Origin of the sequence: Stenotrophomonas sp. (assembly GCF_036662295.1) — a bacterium.
In the GTDB taxonomy this organism is placed as follows: Bacteria; Pseudomonadota; Gammaproteobacteria; order Xanthomonadales; family Xanthomonadaceae; genus Stenotrophomonas.
This window is the reverse complement of record NZ_JAVWXA010000150.1, coordinates 2,748-7,247: the sequence shown is the minus strand read 5'-3', so window position 1 is coordinate 7,247 and position 4,500 is coordinate 2,748. Positions and strand designations below refer to the sequence as shown.

Here is a 4,500-nt window from a genome sequence, read left to right as displayed (position 1 = left end):
TGGCCCCACACCGGGTAACGCGCCTCCACCACTACCGGCGCCCCGGCCTTCGACGGGCGGGCCACGAACCGCGGCGGCGCGTCGATCTCGCCATCCTGGCCATCCAGCCACGGATCGCGGTCGAACCGGCAGATGCCCTGCTCCACCCGCTGGCACTCGCGCTCGCCGGCCATCGCCCGGGCGAAGGCCGGGGTCAACAGCGCAGGCGGGCTGGCCAGGAAATCATCGACGCTGGCCTTGAAGAAGGCCTGCGCCACCGCCACCGGCTCCTCGCACGCCGGCGCGGCCTGCACCCCCGGCGCGGCCAGCAGCGCCATCCACAACAGTCCCCTGCGCATGCCACGTTTCCTTGTGTCGATCCTTCGGTAGGCCGGATTGTAAGCCTCAGGCGGCCTCGATGGCCTCGGACAGACGTTCCACCGCGATCACTTCCATGCCCTTCACGCTGCCGGTCTTGGGCGCATTGGCCTTGGGCACGATCGCCCGCTTGAAGCCATGCGTGGCCGCTTCGCGCAGGCGGTCTTCGCCATTGGGCACCGGACGTATTTCGCCGGACAGTCCCACCTCGCCAAAGGCGATGGTCTTCTCGGCCAGCGGCCGGTCCTGCAGCGAGGACAGCACCGCCAGCAGCACCGGCAGGTCCACGGCGGTTTCCTGCACGCGGATGCCGCCGACCACGTTGACGAACACGTCCTGGTCGCCGACCAGCACGCCGCCGTGGCGATGCAGCACGGCCAGCAGCATCGCCAGCCGGTTCTGCTCCAGGCCCACCGCCACCCGGCGCGGGTTGGACAGCGGGGAGGTGTCCACCAGGGCCTGCACCTCCACCAGCAACGGCCGGGTGCCCTCGCGGGTCACCATGACGCAGCTGCCCGGCTGCTGGGTGCTGCCCCCGGACAGGAAGATGGCCGAGGGATTGGACACCTCTTTCAGGCCCTTCTCGCCCATCGCGAACACGCCCAGTTCGTTGACCGCGCCGAAGCGGTTCTTGAAGGCGCGCAGCAGGCGGAAGCGGCTGCCGCTCTCACCCTCGAAGTACAGCACCGCATCGACCATGTGTTCGAGCACGCGCGGCCCGGCGATGCCGCCCTCCTTGGTGACGTGCCCGACCAGGAACACGGCGGTGCCGGTTTCCTTGGCGAAGCGGACCAGCCGCGCGGCGCTCTCGCGCACCTGGCTGACCGAGCCGGGCGCGGCGGTGAGCGATTCGGTCCACAGGGTCTGGATGGAATCGGCCACGATCAGCTTGGGCCGCGCCACGCTGGCGTGCTGCAGGATCGCCTCGACCTGGGTTTCGGCCAACGCGTTGACGTTGTCCAGCGGCAGGTCCAGGCGCACCGCGCGCCCGGCCACCTGCGAGAGCGATTCCTCGCCGGTGATGTAGAGCACCGGCAGGGTCGCGGCCATGCGCGCCACGGCCTGCAGCAGCAGCGTGGACTTGCCGATGCCCGGATCGCCGCCGACCAGGATCACCGCGCCTTCCACCAGGCCGCCGCCCAGCACCCGGTCGAACTCGCCGATGCAGGTGCTCACGCGCAGGTGCTCGGTCTGCTGCACATCCTTGAGCGCCATGACCTTGGGCGCATCGACCTTGCCGGCCCAGCCGGAGCGGCGCGCGGCGGGCGACGCCTTGGTGGCGGTCGCGCTCTCCAGGGTGATCTCGGTCAGCACGTTCCAGACACCGCACTCGGTGCACTGCCCCTGCCACTTGCTGTATTCGGCGCCGCATTCGCTGCACACGTATGCGGTGAGTCGCTTGGCCATGTCCACGTCCACGTCATCGTCTGGCGGGCAGGATAGCCGAGCCGCGTCGCACCCACCGAGACGCGCGCCGATCGGCCCGGGGTCTGCCCCTCGGTTTCCCCCTCAAGTTCCCCCTGCACGTGCCGATACCGGGGCGGGCCATCGCCCTTCCCTCTTTCTCCAGGCTTTCCCATGACCGGCACTTACAGCCAGAGTCTCGTCCTGTTCTCGCTGATGGTTGCCATCCTCGCCTCGTACACGGCGCTGGACATGGCCGGCCGGCTGGCCAGCACCCAGGGGCGGGTGGCGCGCTGGTGGCTGGCCGGCGGCGCCGGGGCGATGGGGCTGGGCATCTGGTCGATGCACTTCATCGGCATGCTGGCCTTCCACCTGCCGATCCCGGTGGGCTACGACCTGGACATCACCCTGTTCTCGCTGGCGGTCTCGGTGGGCGCCTCGGCGTATGCGCTGTGGCTGGTCTCGCGGCCCTCGCTGCCGTGGGCGCGGCTGGGCGCCGGTGCGGTGCTGATGGGGCTGGGCATCGCGGCCATGCATTACCTGGGCATGTCGGCGATGCGCATGCAGCCGGGGATCGACTACGACCCGTTCTGGTTCTCGCTGTCGCTGCTGATCGCCATCACCGCCGCCGGTGCCGCGTTGTGGATCGCCTTCCGCCTGCGCACCGAGCAGCGCCGCCCGTTCCTGCTGCGCGGCATGGCCTCGGTGGTGATGGGCCTGGCCATCGTGGGCATGCACTACACCGGCATGGCCGCGGCGAATTTCCCGGCCGGCAGCATCTGCGGGGCGGTGTCCGGCGATGGCCTGGACACCAAGTGGCTGGCGGTGCTGGTGATCGTGACCACCCTGGCCACGCTGGGGATCGCGCTGCTGGCCTCGGTGTTCGACCGGCAGATGCGCACGCGCACGGGGATGCTGGCCGACTCGCTGGCCCACGCCAACGAGAAGCTGCTTCAGGCCGCGCTGCACGATCCCCTGACCCAGCTGCCCAACCGCATGCTGCTGCAGGACCGGATCGAGCAGGCGATCGAGAAGGCGAAGCGCCGGCAGTTCAGCTTTGCGGTGATGTTCTGCGACCTGGATGGCTTCAAGGCGATCAACGATGCCTACGGACACCAGCTGGGCGACAAGCTGCTGATCCAGATGAGCGAGCGCGTGAGCGCCCTGCTGCGCAGCCAGGACACCTTCGCGCGGCTGGGCGGGGATGAGTTCGTGATCGTCTTCCAGGTGGATGACCCGGAAGACGCGGCGGTGGTGGCCGAGCGCATCATCGCCAGCGTCAGCGAGCCGTTCCTGATCGATACGCTGGAGCTGCAGGTGACCGCCAGCCTGGGCATCGCGCTGTATCCGTCCGATGCGACCAACGAGCGCGAGCTGATGGCGCACGCGGATGCGGCGATGTACCACACCAAGGACGGCGGCCGGAACGGCTATACGTTCTTCACCGAGTCGATGCACGTCAGCGCCAACCGCCAGTTGAAGCTGCTGCAGGAGCTGCGCCGCGCGATCCACCGCAACGAGCTGGTGCTGCACTATCAGCCCAAGTTCCCGGCCAACGGCGAGGCCCTGATCGGGGCCGAGGCGCTGGTGCGCTGGCAGCATCCGGAGCTGGGCCTGCTGGGCCCGGACACCTTCATTCCGCTGGCCGAACGCAGCGGGCTGATCCTGCCCCTGGGCGACTGGGTGCTGGACCGCGCCTGCGCGCAGCTGCGCGCCTGGCACGATGCCGGGCACGCGCACTGGACGATCGCGGTGAACCTGTCACCGCTGCAGTTCGCCTCCAGCACGCTGCTGGATACGGTCAAGCGGACGCTGGAGCGGCACGGGCTGGACCCGCGCCACCTGACCCTGGAAGTGACCGAGACCACGGCGATGCGCGACGTGGAAGCCAGCCTGCAGATCCTGCACGGGCTGACGGCGATGGGGGTGAACATCTCCATCGACGATTTCGGCACGGGCTACTCCAGCCTGCTCTACCTCAAGCGCATGCCGGCGACCGAGCTGAAGATCGACCGCGCCTTCGTGCGCGACCTGGAGGACAATGCCGAAGACGCCGCGATCGTGTCCTCGATCATCGCGCTGGGCCGCTCGCTGCAGTTGCAGATCGTGGCCGAAGGCGTGGAGACCGACGGGCAACGCCAGTACCTGAGCGACCTGGGCTGCGACCAGTTGCAGGGCTACCACCTCGGCCGACCGGTGGCGGCCGAGGAATTCCTGCGCCTGGCCGAGGCGGCGTAGGACGCGGTAGTGCATGACGCGTGTGCCCGGCAGGGTTGAACCTTGGTCGACTGCCGGTAACGGTGCAACGCGCGGTGGCGACATGACTGCTGGACGACGTAGGCTCTGCTGTGGCTGTGGCTGTGGCTGTGGCTGTGGCCGATGCCGATGCCGATGCCGGAGCGCCGCCGCGATGATTGTCATGCGTTCGCCGGGTGTGGACGGGATATCGGCGGTCGTTCGGGAACCGACCCTACCTCGGGGGGTGCAAGGCCGCCGGTAGGGTCGAACCTTGGTCGACCGCCGGTAACGGTGCAACGCGCGGTGGCGACATGACCGCTGGAGGACGCAGGCTCTGCTGTGGCCGGTGCCGGCGCGCCACCGCGATGATTGTCATGCGTTCGCCGGGTGTGGACGGGATATCGGCGGTCGTTCGGGAACCGACCCTACCTCGGGGGGTGCAAGGCCGCCGGTAGGGTCGAACCTTGGTCGACCGCCGGTAACGGTGCAACGCGCGGTGGC

At 69.2% G+C, this 4,500-nt stretch carries 3 protein-coding genes; 1 reads left to right on the top strand and 2 read right to left on the bottom strand.

Features of this window, described 5'->3' with window-relative positions:
- Together RSA25_RS18340 and radA are read right to left on the bottom strand one after the other, a co-directional pair.
- A partial coding sequence (locus RSA25_RS18340) for a hypothetical protein (RefSeq protein WP_332810263.1) occupies window positions 1–338 on the bottom strand: 338 nt, incomplete at its 3' end.
- Window positions 339–384: 46 nt separating this feature from the next.
- Window positions 385–1,764: a DNA repair protein RadA gene (gene radA, locus RSA25_RS18335; RefSeq protein ID WP_332810262.1), complete on the bottom strand. Its 1,380-nt coding sequence runs from the start codon at window positions 1,762–1,764 to the stop codon at window positions 385–387.
- Between the two features lie 171 nt (window positions 1,765–1,935).
- Between radA and RSA25_RS18330 the strand changes: the two genes are divergently transcribed.
- On the top strand, window positions 1,936–3,999 hold the full coding sequence (locus RSA25_RS18330) for an EAL domain-containing protein (RefSeq protein WP_332810261.1): 2,064 nt from the start codon (window positions 1,936–1,938) through the stop codon (window positions 3,997–3,999).
- Window positions 4,000–4,500 lie beyond the last annotated feature (501 nt).